The sequence below is a fragment of the Ramlibacter sp. PS4R-6 genome, assembly GCF_037572775.1.
Lineage (GTDB): Bacteria > Pseudomonadota > Gammaproteobacteria > Burkholderiales > Burkholderiaceae_C > Ramlibacter.
Map to the genome: position 1 here is coordinate 1931859 of NZ_JBBHKA010000001.1, position 14202 is coordinate 1946060.

The window sequence follows — 14202 nt, forward strand, 5'->3', positions numbered from 1 at the left end:
ATGGTAGCGACGGGAAAACCCGCACTTGGCGTCAAGTAATGTTTCTTATAGAATGCATTCTTGAAGGCTGCGGACCGCGGCCCACGACCCCAGGAGACTCATACATGCGCAGAAGGACCTTCCTCTCGTCCGGCACCGCCGCCGCAGCCGCCGTCGCCCTCCCGGGCCTGGCCCACGCGCAGCAAGCCGCCCCCGGCATCGACATGGCGGCCAAGACCGTGACGGTCGGCGCCTTCACCCCCATCAGCGGGCCCGTTCCCTTCTACGCGATCCTCACGCATGCGGCGGAGTCGTGCTTCAAGTGGGCCAACGAGACCAACGCGCTGGGCAACGGCTGGAAGATCAACTACGTCACCTACGACGACGGCTACGAGCCGGCGCGCAGCGTGGCGGTGTCGCGCCGCCTGGTCGAAGAAAACAAGATCTTCGCGCTGGCCGCCCCCGTGGGCACGGCGCAATCGGTCGCGGTGATTCCCTACGCGAAGGAAGTCGGCCTGCCCATGATCGGCCCGATCGGCGGCGCCTCCGCGCTCTTCGCCGAGAAGCTGGTGTTCCCGCTGCTGCCCGACTACGGGTGGTCGGCCGCATCCAACCTCGATTACGCGCTGAAGGACCTGAAGGCCAGCCGCGTCGCGCTGCTCTGGCAGAACGACGAGCTGGGCCGCTCGGCCAAGCGCGGTTTCGACCTGCACCTGGCCACGCTGAAGAAGGAAGGCGCCGAGTCGATCCCCTTCGAAGTGCGCAACACCGATTTCACGCCGCACGTGCGCCGCCTCGCGAACGCGAAGGCCGACGTGGTGATCCTCTTCGGCTCCAACGCCAACCTCGCCGCCGCGCAGAAGTCCGCCGAGCGCATCGGCTACGACGCGAAGTGGATGGCGCCGTTCTTCACCGCCGACCCGACGACGCGCAAGCTCGCGGGCGACCTGCTCAATGGCACGTACTTCTCGTCGTGGCTCATGCCCGTCACGGCGGAAGACCCGGACGTCAAGGCGTACCGCGACAACGTCGCCAAGTACTACCCGGCCGACCCCGTCGGCGTGTTCGGCCTGAACGGCTGGAGCAACGGCGCCCTCTTCGTCGCCGGCTTCAAGGCGCTGCTGCAAAGCGGCAAGCCGCTGACGCGCGAGAACCTCGTCGCCGTCATGGAGACGATGAACAACCAGACGGTGGGCGGCGCGCGCAACGTGAGCTTCAAGGCCGGCGACCACCGCGGTGCGCGGCAGGAAGGCATCGTCCAGGCGATGCCCGACGGCAGCTTCAAGCTGATCCGCGAGTTCAAGGCCTACCCGTCCGACGTGTTCGACGCCAAGCTCGCGTAAGGGAAACGCGAGTGACCAACCCCTACGAAGGCTGGGTGGGCCGCGAGGAGGAGCGCACCGAGCGCATCCTCGCGCCTGCCGTGCAAGGACTCGCCGCCACGCTGGACATCGAGCGCGTGCCGCACGCCGGCGACGCGCTGCCGCCCGGCTGGCAATGGCTGTTCTTCAATCCCGTCGTGAAGCGCAGCGGCCTGGGCACCGACGGCCACCCGCAACGCGGCGGGTTCCTGCCGCCCATCGAGCTGCCGCGCCGCATGTGGGCCGGCAGCCGCGTGCGCTACCTCGCCGACATCCCGGTGGATGCGACGGCCACCAAGCTCAGCCTGATCAAGAAGGTCGAAAACAAGACGGGCAAGCGCGGGGCGCTGTGGTTCGTCACGGTCGAACACACGACGTCGTGCGGCAAGGAGCGCTGCATCGTCGAGGAACAGGACATCGTGTACCGCGAGGCGACGCCCCCCGGCACACCCGCCGCCGCGCCCACGCCTTTCGACGGCGTCGCGCAATTCAGCCGCGAGTTCACGCCCGACACGACGCTGCTGTTTCGCTACTCGGCGCTGACCTTCAACGGCCACCGCATCCACTACGACCAGCCGTACGCGACCGCCGAAGAGGGCTACCCCGGCCTCGTCGTGCACGGCCCGCTGACGGCAACGCTCTTGCAACAGCTTGCGCTCGAGCAAGGCAAGGGCCGCCAGCTGGCGAGCTTCGACTTCCGCGGCGTCAGCCCGCTGTTCGTCGGCCGCACCTTCCGCCTCGAAGGCCGCACGGCCGAAGACGGCACGCTCGCCCTGTGGGCGCGTGGCCCCGACGGCGAGCTCGCCATGTCGGCCACCGCGGCCTTCCGCTGATCCTTTTCCTTCCAGGAGTCCTTCCCCAATGGCACAACACCTGAGCGGCCCCGCACGCCTCGACGGCCAGGTCGCGCTGATCACCGGCGGCGCCGGCGGCATGGGCCGCGCGATCTCGCAAGCATTCAAGCAGGCCGGCGCCACCGTGGTCGCCACCGACCGCGCCGAGCACGAAGACATCGGCCCCGGCATCCGCTACCGCCCCTACGACGTGACCTCGCGCACGTCCACCGACAAGGTGGTCGATGCGGTGATTGCCGAGCACGGCAAGGTCGACATCCTCGTGCTGTGCGCGGGCATCATCGCCAAGACGCCGCTCGCGGACAGCACCGACGAGGAGTGGGATTCGATCCTCAACGTCAACGTGATGGGCGTCGTGAACCCTGCGCGCAAGCTGTTCCCGCTGATGTGCAAGAACGGCTACGGCAAGATCCTCGCGGCCGGTTCCATCGCCGCGAAGAACGGCGGCGTCGCTTCCGGCCCCGCTTACGTGTCGTCGAAGGCGGCGGTGCACGGGATGATCCGCTGGATCGCCAAGGCCGGCGCGCAGCACGGTGTGTACGCCAACACGCTGGCCCCCGGGCCGGTGGAAACCGCGATGTGGGCCAACGTCACCGGCGGCACGCAAGCGCCCGCGGCCAACGCCACGGTGCCGCTGGGCCGCTACGGCAACGCCGACGACATCGCGCAAGCCGCGCTCTTCCTCTGCTCGCCGGCATCCAATTGGATCACCGGCACGTCGCTGGACATCAGCGGCGGCATGTGGATGGACTGACATGGCCGGCAACTCAACCCCCGTGATCGGCTTCATCGGCCTGGGCGTGATGGGCGGGCCGATGTGCCGCAACATGGCGCTCAAGCACGCGGGCGAAGTGGTGGCGTTCGACATGAACGACGCCGCCTTCGCCGCGCTGGCGGACACCAAGGGCCACCGCGCCCAGTCGGTCGCCGCCGTCGCGGCGCTCGCCGACGTTGTCTTCCTCTCGCTGCCCGGCGGGCCGCAGGTGGAGCAGGTGTGCACGGCGCTCACCAGCGGCACGCGCAAGCCCGCCGTGATCGTCGACCTGAGCACCACCACGGTAGCCTCGGCACGCAACATCGCCGAAGTGCTCAAGGCCAAGGGTGTCGAGTTCGCCGATGCGCCGGTCGCGCGCACGCGTGAAGCGGCGCAGCGCGGCGAGCTGAGCATCATGGTCGGCGCCGACGACGCGCTCTTCGCGCGCGTCGAGCCGCTCTTGCGCTACATCGGCTCGGACGTGACGCATTGCGGCCGCGTCGGCTGCGGCCAGGTCGTCAAATTGATCAACAACGCGCTGGTGTTCGAGAACACCATGGCGCTGGCGGAGATGATGGTGCTGGGCGAGCGCGCGGGCGTGCAGCCCGCGGTGCTGCTCGACGCCGTGTCGAAAGGCTCGGGCGACAGCTTCGTGCTGCGCAACCACGGGCGCAAGGCCATGCTGCCGCGCGAGTTCCCGGATAAGTCGTTCTCGCCCGAGTACGTGCTCAAGGACATCAGCTACGTGCTGGAGCTCGCCGAGCAAACCGGCGTGGGCACGCACGTGACGCAACTGGCCAAGCGCTACTACGCCTCGACCGCGCAGAACGGCTTTTCGGGCCGCTACTTCCCGGCGGTGATCGAGGTGATCTACAAGAACATCGGCCCCGCGCCGGCGGACAAGGCCTGACGCCATGGGCGACCTCATCGGCCTCGTCTGGTCCGGCATGGTCAGCGGCTGCCTCTATGCCATGGGCGCGATCGGCATCGTGCTGATCTACAAGAGCTCCAACGTCGTCAACTTCGCGCACGGCAACCTCGCGGGCCTCGCGGCGTTCCTGGTGTTCGGCTTCACGGGCGGCATCTTCGCCAACTGGGCCTGGGGGCCGGCCTTCCTGGTGACGCTGGCGATCATCGTCGCCGTGATGGCGCTGAGCTACTTCCTCATCGCACCGCTGGTGTTCAAGTCCGACCTGACGAGCACGATCGCGACACTGGGCGTGGGCCTGATCGCCCAAGGCGTCACGCAACTGATCTTCGGCTCGAACGTGGTGTCGCTCGACCTGCCGCTGCCCGCGTGGAAGACGCAGCTGGGTCCGATCCGCGTGACGGCGTATGACCTGGCCGTGCTGGGCGTGACGGCCTCTGCCATCGGCCTGCTCTACGTGCTGATCGAACGCACGCGCATCGGCATCGCGTTCCGTGCGGTGTCGGCCAATCCCTTTGCCAGCCGCGTGTGCGGCCTGAACCTGCGTCGCGTGCACCTGTTCTCATGGGTCGTCGCCGGGCTGCTGGGCCTCGTCGCATCGTTGCTCATCGTCCCGACGACCTTCCTCTCGTCCACCAGCGTCTCGTCCTTCATGCTGCAGGCCTTCGCCGCGGCGGTGGTCGGCGGCTTCGCCAGCCTGCCTGGCGCGGTGGTGGGCGGCATCTTCATCGGTGTGCTCATGAACCTGCTCTCGTTCTACGTGGCGGCCGAATTCAACAACACCTACCTGCTGGCCACGATCCTGCTGGTGCTCAACGCTTTCCCGAAGGGCGTGCTCGCCGTGCGCGGAGGTGCCCGTGTCTAGCGCAGCCATCTCCCTGCCCACCGAAGCGCCCGCGCGGCCTGCGACGCGGCGCTGGACCGGCGGCATCAGCGCGCTGGGCGTCGCCGCGCTGCTGGTGCTGCCGCTGGTCTTCAGCGGCTACTGGACCTTCACGCTGGGCCTGTGCTTCGCCAACGCGATCGCCATCATCTCCGTGAGCTTCCTCGTGCGCTACGCGGGCGAGGTGTCCATCGGCCACGGCGTGTTCGTCGCCGCGGGCGCGTACACGGTGGCGCTGATGGAAAAGTACTTCGGCCTGTCGCTGCTGGCCAGCCTGCCCATCGCGGCGGCGGTCGGCGCGGTGCTCGGGATCATCTTCGCCTTCCCCTCGCGCAACATCTCGGGCATCTACCTCGCGGTGGCGACGATGGCCCTCGCGCTTGCGTTGCCGGAAGTGCTGTTGCACTACTCGTCGATCTCCGGCGGCTACGAGGGCCTGTACGTCAAGCTCGATGCGATCCCGGGCGTGGCGAAGTCGATGCAGCGCTACTACCTGCCGCTCGGCGGCCTGGTCGTGGTGGTGCTGCTGCTGCGGCATTTCCGCCGTTCGCGCCAGGCGATGGCGCTGCTCCTGATCCGCACGTCGGCGCACGCCGCCGAGTCCTTCGGCGTTCGCCGCAGCTGGGCGCGCCTCTCAGCCATGGCGCTGAGCGCCGGCATCGCGGGAATCGCCGGCGCGCTGCTGTCCTTCAGCTCGTCGACCGTCTCGCCCAACAGCTTCACGCTGTGGACGTCGATCTTCCTGCTGGTCGGCTCGGTGGTGAGCCTGTATTCGCTGTCCATCATGGGCAGCATCATCGGCGGCCTGTTCCTCACGCTGATGCCGCTGCTGCTGGCCGGCGCGGGCGACTGGGTGCCCATCCTCTACGGCAGCGCGCTGCTCGCGGTGGTGCTGGGCGTGAACGCCTTGCCCGCCAAGCTGCGCGCGCGCCTCGAAGGAGGCCAGGCATGAGCACCGTGGCCTTCGCGGACATGGTGCCGCTCGTCGTCGACGACCTGTCGCTCTCCTTCGGCGGCAACCAGGTGCTGCAGCAGATCGCGCTGCAGCTGAAGCCTGGCGAGATCACCGGCCTCATCGGCCCCAACGGCGCGGGCAAGACCAGCTTCTTCAATTGCCTGACGGGCCTGTACTCGCCGCAGAAGGGCAGCATCCGCTTCGGCGAGATGCGCCTGGAGGGCGTGCCGCCCACGCGCCGCGCCGCGCTCGGCTTCTCGCGCAGCTTCCAGCACGTGGCGCTGTGCCCGGAGCTCACCATCGCCGAGAACGTGATGATCGGCCTGGACCGGCAGTCGCACTCGGGCTGGCTCGATGCCTTCCTGCCCTTTGCATCGGGCAAGCGCGAACGGGCGCGCAACCGCGAACTCGCCGTCGCCGCGCTGGCCAAGCTGGGCATCGCCAACGTCGCCGACGAACTGCCGACCCAGCTGCCGCCCGGCGTGCTGCGCCTGGCCGAGATCGCGCGTGCCATCGTCGGCGAGCCGCGCGTGCTGCTGCTCGACGAACCGGCGGCCGGCCTGAACTCCGTCGAGACGCATGACCTCTCGAATGCGCTCAAGAAGCTGCGTTCGCCGCAACTCGTGCTCGTCGTCGTCGAACACGACATGGACCTGATCATGGAAGTGTGCGACGCCATCCACGTGCTCAACGTCGGCAAGCTGCTCGCCTCGGGCAACCCGGAGCAGATCCGCTCGAACCCGGAAGTCGTGCGCGTGTACCTGGGGGACGACGATGAGTGACGCGCTGCTGAAGGTCGAAGGCCTGACCGTGACCTACGGCGGCGGGCCGGCCGTGCACGGCGTCTCGCTGGCGGTGCCGTCCGGCTCCGTCGCGGCGCTGCTGGGCGCCAACGGCGCGGGCAAGTCGAGCACGCTGCGCGCCATCGCCGGGCTCGAGAAGTGCGAAGGGCGCATCGTGTTCGACGGCGCCGACATCTCGCACCTGGACGCAGCCAAGCGCTTCAAGGCCGGCATCGTCTACGTGCCCGAAGGCCGCGCCGTCGTCGCCGACCTGAGCGTGTCGGAGAACCTCACGCTCGGCTCGTACTTCGTCGACTCGCGCACGCGTGCCACGCGCCGCGACATGGTGCTGGATTTCTTCCCCGAGATCGCCAACCGCCTGAAGGCGCCGGCGGGCCTGTTGAGCGGCGGTGAGCAGCAGATGCTGGCCATCGGCCGCGGCCTGATGTCGGCGCCGCGCCTGATCCTGCTGGACGAGCCGTCGCTGGGCCTTGCGCCGCTGCTCGTCGCGCGCGTGTACGAGCGGCTCGCGAAGATCCAGCGGGAGCACCAGCTCACGGCGCTGCTCGTCGAACAGAGCTTCCACGCCGCCGCGAAGCTGGCTTCCCGCGCGTGGGTCATGCGCCACGGCCACATCGTCGGCGAGCTCGATGCGGATTCGCTGCGCAGCCGCGAAGGCCGCCAGCGCGCCATCGACGCCTACCTCGGTTCGCGCGAGGAGGCGCACGCATGAAGCAGTTGAAGCTGGAAGGCGAAGTCGTCGCGACGGGCCTGCGGTTCCCCGAAGGCCCGATCGCCATGCCCGACGGCAGCGTGATCGTGGTCGAGATCGCCGCCGGCACGCTCACGCGCGTGCTGCCGAACGGCGAGAAGAAAGTGATCGCGGATCTGGGCGGCGGGCCGAATGGCGCGGCGCTCGGGCCCGACGGCCACGTCTACGTCTGCAACAACGGCGGCTTCAGCTGGCGCACCGACGACGGCTTCACGCGCCCCACCGGCCCTGCCGCCGACTACAAGGGCGGCTGCATCCAGCGCGTGAGCCTGGAGACGGGCCGCGTCGAGGTGCTCTTCACCGAGTGCGACGGCATCCCGCTGCACGGCCCGAACGACATCGTCTTCGACGGCCTTGGCGGCTTCTGGTTCACCGACTTCGGCAAGACCTTCGAGGACCGCATCCTGCGCGGCGCCGTGTACTACGCGCGCACCGACGGCCAGTCCATCCGCCGCGCCGCGCACCCGGTGCTCACGCCCAATGGCATCGGCCTGTCGCCCGACGGCCACACGCTGTACGTGACGGAAACGGAAACGAGCCGCCTGTGGTCGTACCCGGTGAAGGAGCCGGGCGTGCTGGGCCATGAGCCCTGGCCGTCGCCCAACGGCGGCAAGCTGGTGCACGGCCTGCCGGGCTTCCAGCGCTTCGATTCGCTCGCGGTGGAAGAGGGCGGCAACATCGCCGTCGCCACGCTCGTGCGCGGCGGCGTCAGCGTGTTCTCGCCCGCCGGCGAGTGGCTGGAGTTCCACGAAGCGCCCGAAGGCTATTGCACCAACATCGCATTCGGCGGGGCGGACCGCCGCACCGCCTTCATCACCCTGTCCGGCTACGGGCAGTTGTTCGCCGCACGCTGGCCGCGCGCCGGCCTGGAGCTCGACGCATGACATCCCTGAAGTTCACCCGCCGGCTGCTGCTCGGCGCCGCCGCCGCCGTCCTCACGACGAGTGCCTTCGCGCAATCCGCTTGGCCCGACAAGCCGATCCGCATCATCGTGCCGTATGCCGCGGGGCAGGGCGCCGACGTGCTGATCCGCCTGGTGTCGCGCGAGATCGAGAAGACGCTGGGCCAGGCGATCGTGATCGACAACCGCGCCGGCGCGGGCGGCAACATCGGGACAGCCGCCGCCGCGAAGGCCGCGCCCGACGGCTACACCTTCCTCTTCGGCACCAACGCGACCAACGCGGCGAACGAGTTCCTCTACCCCAACCTCGGCTTCGATCCGCAGAAGGACTTCGACGGCGTCGCGATGGTGGGCCTGCTGCCGATGGTGATCGCTACGACGGCTCCCGACCTGCCGGCCAACGGCATCGCCGAACTGATCGCGCGTGCGAAGGCCAAGCCGAACACGCTGAACGTCGGCCTGCCCAGCACCACCGCGAGCGTCGTGTTCGCGCAATTCGTGAAGCAGGCGAATGCGCCGCTGTTCGCCGTGAAGTACAAGGCCTCGGCGCAGTCGATGACCGACGTGCTCGGCGGGCAGATCCCGCTGGTGATCGACACCGTCACCGCGGCGCGCCCGCACGTGACCAGCGGCAAGCTCAAGGTCCTGGGCATCACGTCGCTCAAGCCCAGCGAGATGCTGCCCGGCGTGAAGTCCGTGGCAGAGCAGGGCGTGCCCGGCTTCGACGTCGTGGCCTGGGACGCGCTGTTCGCGCCCAAGGGGACGCCGCCTGAGATCGTCCAGAAAGTTAGCCAACACTTGCAGCGCGCCCTCCAGAACCCCGAGACGCGCAAGAAGATGCTCGACATCGGCGTCGAGCCGCTTTATATGGCGCCTGCCCAGCTTGATGCATTCGTTCGGGACGAGCGGACCAAGTGGGGCGCCACCATCAAGGCCGCGGATATCCGCGTCGACTAAGGGAAAACTCGCGATTTCCCTTGACAGCGAGGCCGTTTTCTAAAAGAATGCATTCTGCATTGAATATGATCCAGCACACAGGAGTCTCCACTTGAGCACCGTCATCAACGCCCCCGAATCCGACATCGCCCACGCAAAATCCGCCCCGGCCCAGGGCCTGATCACCGACGAGGCCATCGCCGCCGCCCGCGCCATGATCGGCCTGCAGCTGCGCCCCGAAGGCCCGTACCTCCAGGACGCCACGGCGGACACGCTGCGCAACTGGTGCAACGGCATCGGCGACCTGAACCCGCTGTACCGCGACGTCGGCTACGGTGCGTCCACGCGCTACGGCTCCGTCATCGGCCACCCGATGTTCCCCATGGCCTTCGGCTGGCTGGGTCGCACGCGTTGGGGCTTGCCCGGCGTGCACGGCTTCTACGCCGGCAACGACTGGGAGCTGTTCCGCCACGTCAAGCCGGGCGACCGCATCACGGCGATCGAGCGCGTGGTCGGCGTCGAAGAGAAGGAAAGCAAGTTCTCCGGCCGCCTCGTGCTGCAGTACGTCGAGGCCTGCTACTACAACCAGCGCAGCGAACTCGTCGCCCGCGCCCTGGGCACCTGCACGCGCCACGAGCGCAAGGCCGCGAAAGAGACCGGCAAGTACAACGAGATCAAGCAGTACGAATACTCGAACGAAGAGCACGACCGCATCGACCAGATGGTGCTGGACGAGCCCAAGAACATCCGCGGCGCCAACGTGCGCTACTGGGAAGAAGTCGAAGTCGGCGAAGAGCTGCCGACCATCGCGCGCGGCCCGCTGTCGCTGATGGACACCATGGGCTTCCTGGTGGGTTGCGGCCGCGGCCATACGCACGGCGTCGTGCTGCAGGCAGCCGTCAAGCACCCGGGCCACTTCTTCCGCAACCCCGAGGCGGGCGGCGGCGTGGAGTACACCGGCATCGGCCACCACCGCGAGTCCGTGGCCAAGGAAGTCGGCGTGCCCGGCACCTACGACTACGGCCCGCAGCGCTCCTCGTGGATGGCCTCGATGGTCACCAACTGGATGGGCGACGCCGGCGTGCTCAAGCGCGTTCGCACCGAGATGCGCCGCTTCAACATCGTGGGCGACACGACGTTCTGCAAGGGCAAGGTCGTGCGCAAGTACATCAAGGGCCAGACGGCGCTGGTGGACATCGAGATCGCCGCCGAGAACCAGCGCGGTGAAGTCACGACGCCCGGTATCGCCACCGTGGCGCTGCCTTCGCGCGACGTGAAGCTGCCGGCGTTCCTCGACGGCTCCAACTGCGACCTCGAGCTGCCGGTCGTCCGCTGATCGAACGCATGCAGTCGCAGGACAAGAAGCAATCGGCGGCGCTGCCGCTCGCGGGCTGCCGCGTCGTCGAGCGCTCGCGCACGGTGGCGGCGGCCTATGCGGGCCGGCTGCTCGCGTCGATGGGTGCGGAGGTCGTGATGCTCGAGCCGCCCGGCGGCTCGGCGCTGCGCAAGGCCGCGCCGCTGATCGACGGCACCGGCGAGAGCGCGCTCTTCGCCTACCTCGCGGTGGGCAAGCGCAGCTTCTCCTGCGACCCGCAATCGAAGCTGGGCAAGCAGGTGCTGGAGCGCGAGCTCGACGGCGCCGACATCTTCATCGACGACACGCCGGTGCGCGAGCGAGCAGCCCACGGCTTCGTGCCCGACGAGATCGTCAAGCGTTTCCCGAAGCTCGTGTTCGTGAGCGTCCTGCCTTTCGGCGCGACGGGCCCCAAGGCCGGCTGGGATGCGGAGGAAGTGAACCTCCTGCACTCGGGCGGCGAGGGCTACCTGCTCCCCAACGGCTATTCGAACGAGCTCTTCCCCGATCGCCCGCCGCTCAAGATCTACGGCCCCTTCGCCGGCTACCAGGGCGGTTGCATGGCGGCGATGTGCGCGCTCTCCGCGTGGTGGGCTGTCGATACGAGTGGCGGCCAGGTGGTCGACGTGTCGGTGCAGGACGCCGTCCTGTCGGTGGGTGCGTTCGCCTTGCAGCGCCTCGGTGACGGCTCGCTGGAGCACCGCGCCACGCGCAAGTTCCGCTACGGCGGCGTGTTCGAGGCCAAGGGCGGCTTCATCGAGTTGCTCACGCTGGAAGACCGCCAATGGAGCGGGCTCGTCGAGCTGCTCGAGAACCCCGAGTGGGCGCAGGACGAGAAGCTGAACGACCCGCTGGAGCGCAGCCGCCGCGGCGACGAGATCAACCGCCACGTGCGCGAGTGGATGGCGCGCCACGACGTCGAGGACATCGTGCGCCGCGCGCAGGAGCTCGGCGTGCCCGCAGCCAAGTACCGCACGCCCGCCGAAGTGGCGGGTGGTGAACACGAACGCGCGCGCGGCCTCTTTGCGCCCGCGACGCTGGAAAGCGGCAAGCCCGCCGAAGTGCTGGTGGCGCCGTTCCAGTTCCGCCGCTCGCCACTGAAGGGCGGCGGCCGCGTGCCGCGCCTGAACGAAGGGGCGAAGGCATGACCGCCCGCAACGCGCCGCTGGCCGGCGTGCGCATCGCCGACTTCACGATCCACGCCGCCGGCCCTTTCTGCACGCACCTGCTGTCGCAGCTGGGCGCGGAGTGCATCAAGATCGAAAGCCGCACGCGGCCCGACGCGTTCCGCAAGCCGCACGCGGTTTACGGCCGCATGACGGCAGCCACGTTCGACCAGGTGTCGGCGAACAAACTCTCGGTGCGCCTGAACCTCAAGCAGCCCGAAGCGGTGGAAATCGCGAAGAAGCTGGTCGTGGCGTCCGACGTCACGGCCGAGAGCTTCCGCCCCGGCGTGATGAAGCGCCTGGGCCTGGGCTTCGACGACCTGTGCGAGGTCAAGCGCGACCTCGTCATGCTCTCCCTGTCATCTTCCGGCCAGAACGGTCCCGATTCGCACTTCGCCGGCTACGCGCCGCTGTTCGGCGCGTGGGGCGGCCTGGGCTGGATGAGCGGCTACAGCGACGGGCCGCCCGTCGAGATGCGCCACGTGATGGACCACTCCGCGGGGCTGCATGCGGCCACCGCGACGCTCGCGGCCCTGCACCAGCGGCGCCGCACGGGGCAGGCGCAGCACGTCGACCTGGCCGCGCGTGAAGTCGCCTCGGCCATGATCGGCGATGCGCTCGTGCTTGCGAGCCTCGGCCTGGCGCCGCAGCGCCCGGGCAATGCGGATCTCGAGATGGCGCCCTCGGGCGTGTACCACACGGCCGAGCCCGATCGCTGGCTCACGCTGGCCGTGCGCAACGACGCCGAATGGGGCGCGCTGGTGCGCGTCATCGGCAACGGCGCGGCGGAGCCGCGCTTCGCCACGGCCGTGCAGCGCGTTGCGCATCGCGCGGAAGTCGACGAACTCGTGACGCGCTGGCTTTCGACGCACAACGCCGACGAAGCCGCCGCCGAATTGCAGAAGGCCGGCGTGTGCGCGCACGTTTCCTGGCACATGGAAGACATCGCCGCCGATGCGCACATGCGCGCGCGCGGCTCGCTCACCGAAGTCAGCGCGCCCGGCATCCCGAAGCGCCTGGCCGTCGGCGCGCCCGCGCGCTTCCAGCGCAACGACGAGGTCGGCATCCACCGGCTCACGCCGACGCTGGGGCAGGACGAGGACTATGTGTTCGGCGAGCTGCTGGGCATGAGTTCGGCGCAGCGCAGCGACCTCGAAACCCGCGAAGTGATCTACTGACATGACCTCCTCCATCTACCTCGTGCTCGACATGATGAACGACCTGGTGCACGCCGACGGCCCCAACGGCAAGGCGGCGTACGGCGAACAGGTGCGCGGCCGCAAGGTCATCGAGAACACGCGCCGCGCGATCGACAAGGCGCGCGCCGCCGGCGTGCCGGTGGGCTTCGTGCGCGTGGGCTTCTCGCCCGACTACCGCGAGTGCCCGCCGAACTCGCCCATCTTCTCGGGCGCCAGGAAGAACGGCATCTTCAAGCTGGGCACCTGGGGCACCGAAACACATCCGGACCTCGGCCAGAAAGACACCGACTTCGACATCGTCAAGCACCGCGTCAGCCCCTTCTACGCCACGAGCCTCGAAGCGATCCTGCGCGCCAACGGCGTCAAGCGCATCTACTGCTCGGGCATTTCGACCAATGCCGTGGTGCAAGCCACCGTGCGCGAAGGCCACGACCGCGACTACGAGATCGTGGTGATCGAGGACGGCTGCTGCGGCATGTCGGCCGAGGAGCACGACAACGCCGTCGGCGGCCTCAAGCGCTTCTGCAAGCTCACGACCTCGAACGATGTCGCTTTCGAATAACGCCCGCATCGCGCGCACGCTGCTCTTCGTGCCCGGCGACCGGCCGGAGCGTTTCGAAAAGGCGGCGGCCAGCGGCGCGCACGAGGTCATCCTGGACCTGGAAGACGCGGTTGCGCCTGCGGCCAAGGATGCGGCACGAAGCAGCGTGGCGCAGTGGCTCGCCGGCGGCGGCCAGGCGATCGTGCGCATCAATGGCGCCGACACCCCCTGGTACGAAGCCGACGTGGCGATGCTGAAAGCCCACGCGCATGCGACCACCATGCTGCCGAAAGCGGAGGTTGCGTCCCTCGCGCGCACCGTCGCCGCACTGCCGGGGCGGCGCCTGATCGCGTTGGTGGAAACGGTGGCCGGCTACCTGGAGCTGCGCGAAGTCGCGGGCTTCCCCGGCGTCGAACGTATCGCCTTCGGCAGCGTCGACTTCTCGGGCGAGTCGGGCATCGTCGACGAGGGCGAGGCCCTGACTTCGGTGCGCACGGCCATCGTCCTGGCTTCGTGCCATGCGGGGCTGCATGCGCCCATCGACGGCGTGAGCCTGGAATTCAACGACCCGGCCCGCATGACGCAGGACGCCCAGCGTTCGCGCCAGCTGGGCTTCGGCGGCAAGCTCTGCATCCACCCCAGGCAGGTTGCTGCCGTGAACAACGCCTTCATGCCGTCGCAGGCCGAGCGCGAATGGGCCCAGCGCGTGCTCGCGGCGTTCGAGACCAGTGGCGGCGCCGCGACAGCGGTGGACGGAAAGATGATCGACAAGCCCGTCGTGGAGCGCGCCAGGCGCATCGCAGCAGCTACCGCCGCATAGAATTGGCTGGCACACCA

The 14202-nt window shown here is 68.8% G+C and carries 15 protein-coding genes; all 15 read left to right on the plus strand.

Annotated elements, in window-relative coordinates:
* Window positions 1-104 precede the first annotated feature (104 nt).
* The 15 genes from WG903_RS09450 (at window position 105) to WG903_RS09520 (ending at window position 14185) form a co-directional block, all read left to right on the plus strand.
* Window positions 105-1322 carry an ABC transporter substrate-binding protein gene (locus tag WG903_RS09450; protein ID WP_340074615.1) on the plus strand — a complete coding sequence of 406 codons (1218 nt, stop codon included), beginning with the start codon at window positions 105-107 and terminating at the stop codon, window positions 1320-1322.
* Between the two features lie 11 nt (window positions 1323-1333).
* Window positions 1334-2173, plus strand: a complete 840-nt coding sequence (locus tag WG903_RS09455; protein ID WP_340074617.1) for an FAS1-like dehydratase domain-containing protein — start codon at window positions 1334-1336, stop codon at window positions 2171-2173.
* Window positions 2174-2201: 28 nt separating this feature from the next.
* On the plus strand, window positions 2202-2948 hold the full coding sequence (locus WG903_RS09460; protein ID WP_340074619.1) for an SDR family NAD(P)-dependent oxidoreductase: 747 nt from the start codon (window positions 2202-2204) through the stop codon (window positions 2946-2948).
* Window position 2949: 1 nt separating this feature from the next.
* Window positions 2950-3858 (plus strand): NAD(P)-dependent oxidoreductase, encoded by a 909-nt coding sequence (locus WG903_RS09465; RefSeq protein WP_340074621.1) that lies wholly within the window; start codon window positions 2950-2952, stop codon window positions 3856-3858.
* 4 nt (window positions 3859-3862) lie between these two features.
* The gene (locus WG903_RS09470) at window positions 3863-4741 is read left to right on the plus strand and encodes a branched-chain amino acid ABC transporter permease (protein ID WP_340074623.1); all 879 of its coding nucleotides are present in this window, start codon (window positions 3863-3865) and stop codon (window positions 4739-4741) included.
* Entirely contained in the window at window positions 4734-5711 is a 978-nt protein-coding gene (locus WG903_RS09475) for a branched-chain amino acid ABC transporter permease (protein ID WP_340074625.1), read from the plus strand. Before WG903_RS09470 ends, WG903_RS09475 begins: the two co-directional genes overlap by 8 nt.
* On the plus strand, window positions 5708-6496 hold the full coding sequence (locus WG903_RS09480) for an ABC transporter ATP-binding protein (RefSeq protein ID WP_340074627.1): 789 nt from the start codon (window positions 5708-5710) through the stop codon (window positions 6494-6496). The genes WG903_RS09475 and WG903_RS09480 overlap by 4 nt, the downstream gene beginning before the upstream one ends.
* Window positions 6489-7229 (plus strand): ABC transporter ATP-binding protein, encoded by a 741-nt coding sequence (locus WG903_RS09485; RefSeq protein WP_340074629.1) that lies wholly within the window; start codon window positions 6489-6491, stop codon window positions 7227-7229. Before WG903_RS09480 ends, WG903_RS09485 begins: the two co-directional genes overlap by 8 nt.
* On the plus strand, window positions 7226-8152 hold the full coding sequence (locus WG903_RS09490; RefSeq protein ID WP_340074631.1) for an SMP-30/gluconolactonase/LRE family protein: 927 nt from the start codon (window positions 7226-7228) through the stop codon (window positions 8150-8152). The genes WG903_RS09485 and WG903_RS09490 overlap by 4 nt, the downstream gene beginning before the upstream one ends.
* Entirely contained in the window at window positions 8149-9126 is a 978-nt protein-coding gene (locus tag WG903_RS09495) for a Bug family tripartite tricarboxylate transporter substrate binding protein (RefSeq protein ID WP_340074633.1), read from the plus strand. Before WG903_RS09490 ends, WG903_RS09495 begins: the two co-directional genes overlap by 4 nt.
* A 91-nt stretch (window positions 9127-9217) precedes the next feature.
* Entirely contained in the window at window positions 9218-10441 is a 1224-nt protein-coding gene (locus WG903_RS09500) for an FAS1-like dehydratase domain-containing protein (RefSeq protein WP_340074635.1), read from the plus strand.
* A gap of 8 nt (window positions 10442-10449) precedes the next feature.
* Window positions 10450-11607, plus strand: a complete 1158-nt coding sequence (locus WG903_RS09505) for a CoA transferase (RefSeq protein ID WP_340074637.1) — start codon at window positions 10450-10452, stop codon at window positions 11605-11607.
* Window positions 11604-12803 (plus strand): CaiB/BaiF CoA transferase family protein, encoded by a 1200-nt coding sequence (locus WG903_RS09510; RefSeq protein ID WP_340074639.1) that lies wholly within the window; start codon window positions 11604-11606, stop codon window positions 12801-12803. Before WG903_RS09505 ends, WG903_RS09510 begins: the two co-directional genes overlap by 4 nt.
* Before the next feature lies 1 nt (window position 12804).
* A complete protein-coding gene (locus WG903_RS09515) occupies window positions 12805-13386 on the plus strand; it encodes a cysteine hydrolase (RefSeq protein ID WP_340074641.1) in 582 nt (193 codons plus the stop codon).
* On the plus strand, window positions 13370-14185 hold the full coding sequence (locus WG903_RS09520) for an HpcH/HpaI aldolase/citrate lyase family protein (protein WP_340074643.1): 816 nt from the start codon (window positions 13370-13372) through the stop codon (window positions 14183-14185). The genes WG903_RS09515 and WG903_RS09520 overlap by 17 nt, the downstream gene beginning before the upstream one ends.
* Window positions 14186-14202: the final 17 nt, after the last annotated feature.

What these genes read in the sequence shown, in the direction of transcription:
- WG903_RS09450 (WP_340074615.1), top strand. Translation starts at nt 105, where the DNA reads ATGCGCAGAAGGACCTTCCTCTCGTCCGGCACCGCCGCCGCAGCCGCC.
- WG903_RS09460 (WP_340074619.1), top strand. Translation starts at nt 2,202, where the DNA reads ATGGCACAACACCTGAGCGGCCCCGCACGCCTCGACGGCCAGGTCGCG.
- WG903_RS09465 (WP_340074621.1), top strand. Translation starts at nt 2,950, where the DNA reads ATGGCCGGCAACTCAACCCCCGTGATCGGCTTCATCGGCCTGGGCGTG.
- WG903_RS09470 (WP_340074623.1), top strand. Translation starts at nt 3,863, where the DNA reads ATGGGCGACCTCATCGGCCTCGTCTGGTCCGGCATGGTCAGCGGCTGC.
- WG903_RS09480 (WP_340074627.1), top strand. Translation starts at nt 5,708, where the DNA reads ATGAGCACCGTGGCCTTCGCGGACATGGTGCCGCTCGTCGTCGACGAC.
- WG903_RS09485 (WP_340074629.1), top strand. Translation starts at nt 6,489, where the DNA reads ATGAGTGACGCGCTGCTGAAGGTCGAAGGCCTGACCGTGACCTACGGC.
- WG903_RS09490 (WP_340074631.1), top strand. Translation starts at nt 7,226, where the DNA reads ATGAAGCAGTTGAAGCTGGAAGGCGAAGTCGTCGCGACGGGCCTGCGG.
- WG903_RS09495 (WP_340074633.1), top strand. Translation starts at nt 8,149, where the DNA reads ATGACATCCCTGAAGTTCACCCGCCGGCTGCTGCTCGGCGCCGCCGCC.
- WG903_RS09505 (WP_340074637.1), top strand. Translation starts at nt 10,450, where the DNA reads ATGCAGTCGCAGGACAAGAAGCAATCGGCGGCGCTGCCGCTCGCGGGC.
- WG903_RS09510 (WP_340074639.1), top strand. Translation starts at nt 11,604, where the DNA reads ATGACCGCCCGCAACGCGCCGCTGGCCGGCGTGCGCATCGCCGACTTC.
- WG903_RS09515 (WP_340074641.1), top strand. Translation starts at nt 12,805, where the DNA reads ATGACCTCCTCCATCTACCTCGTGCTCGACATGATGAACGACCTGGTG.
- WG903_RS09520 (WP_340074643.1), top strand. Translation starts at nt 13,370, where the DNA reads ATGTCGCTTTCGAATAACGCCCGCATCGCGCGCACGCTGCTCTTCGTG.